Below are 1,326 nucleotides of genomic sequence, written 5' to 3'. Positions count from 1 at the left end.
AGCCCGCTCAGAGATGTGTATAAGAGACAGGCCCGGACCGACGCCCGCGCCGACGGCGGCGTGGTGGCCGGTGCCCAGGACGTCGGAGAGCGCCAGCAGACCGGTGAGCAGGCGGTCGTCGGACGCGGCGGCGGCCGGGAGCTTGACCAGGGTGCCGTCGGCGTGGGGGACGCGGACGGCCTCGCCCTGGCCGCCGTCCGACTGCGCGCCGTCCGGGCCGACCGAGCCCCAGAAGCCACCCTCGGGGCAGGAGGTGGTGAGGCCCTCGGCGCAGTAGGTGCAGGTGCCGTCGGACCAGACGAACGGGGCGACGGCCAGATCGCCGACGGCGAAGCCGTTGACGCCGGGTCCCGCCTCCTCGACGACGCCGAGGAACTCGTGGCCGATGCGCTGACCGGGCCGCCGGGCGGACTCGCCCCGGTAGGCCCACAGGTCGCTGCCGCAGATGCAGGCCCGCAGGACCCTGAGCACCACGTCGGTGGGCTGCTGGATCCCCGGGTCCGGCACCTCCCGCACCCGGATGTCGTGGGGGGCGTGGATGACGGTGGCGCGCATACGTTCGGGGTCCTTGCCGGTCTCAGATGCTGGTACCCCGTTCACGGTACGCCCCGGTTCGCCCGGTTCCCCCGGCCGGGGCCGCCGTGAGCACCCCGAGGGTCAGCAGCGCCTGGGCGGCGATGTAGGTGAGCATCACCCAGAAGTCGGGGGCGGGCGCCTGCGGCCATTTTGCGATGCCGGTGGCGATGAGGGCGTCGGAGATCAGGAAGAGCGCCCCGCCGGCCGCCGCGTACGGGCCGAACACGCCCGCCCGCCAGGCCATGGCGGTGAGCAGCAGGCTGTAGCCGGTCAGCGGGGCGCGCAGGTCCGCCGGGAGGTCGGGCCAGATCAGCACGAGGAAGACGACCAGGACGAGGGCGTATCCGGCCGCCGTGGCCAGCGGCGCACGGGCCCGGTCGCGGCCGAACAGGGTCAGGTAGCAGACATGGCCGACGGCGAAGGAGCCCATGCCGACGAGGAAGGCCAGGTCGTTGTCGGCGAGCAGGAAGACGTCGCCGCCCCATCCGAACAGCAGGGCCGCGACGAGCAGTCGGGGTCCGCCGCGGAGTGCCGCGTACCCGGCGAGCAGCGGCATCAGCAGCGGCTTGGCGACCAGGTGGACGGCCTCGGCCCCGGCGAGGAGCCCGGTCAGGTCGACCGCGGCGGTGAGGAGGAAGGCGAGGAGCACGGGGCGGGCGAAGCGCTCGGCGCGTGCGCCGCGCCCGGTGCCGCCGGGACGCGACGCGGTGGAGGTCACGGGGTGCCTTCCGGGGCCGGGGCGGCGGAGGC

The 1,326-nt window shown here is 74.9% G+C and carries 2 protein-coding genes; both read right to left on the bottom strand.

All coding sequences use genetic code 11. The features are described 5' to 3' along the window. The coding region (locus tag CR470_RS37965) for an alcohol dehydrogenase catalytic domain-containing protein (RefSeq protein WP_179892526.1) at positions 1-555 on the bottom strand (555 nt) is incomplete at its 3' end. Between the two features lie 22 nt (positions 556-577). Beyond that, positions 578-1,294 (bottom strand): lysoplasmalogenase, encoded by a 717-nt coding sequence (locus CR470_RS37960; protein WP_097872291.1) that lies wholly within the window; start codon positions 1,292-1,294, stop codon positions 578-580. Positions 1,295-1,326 lie beyond the last annotated feature (32 nt).

This window comes from Streptomyces sp. rh34 (assembly GCF_002551245.1).
Taxonomy (GTDB): Bacteria; Actinomycetota; Actinomycetes; order Streptomycetales; family Streptomycetaceae; genus Streptomyces.
The sequence above is the reverse complement of the archived record's forward strand: the minus strand, read 5'-3'. Positions and strand labels throughout refer to the sequence as shown.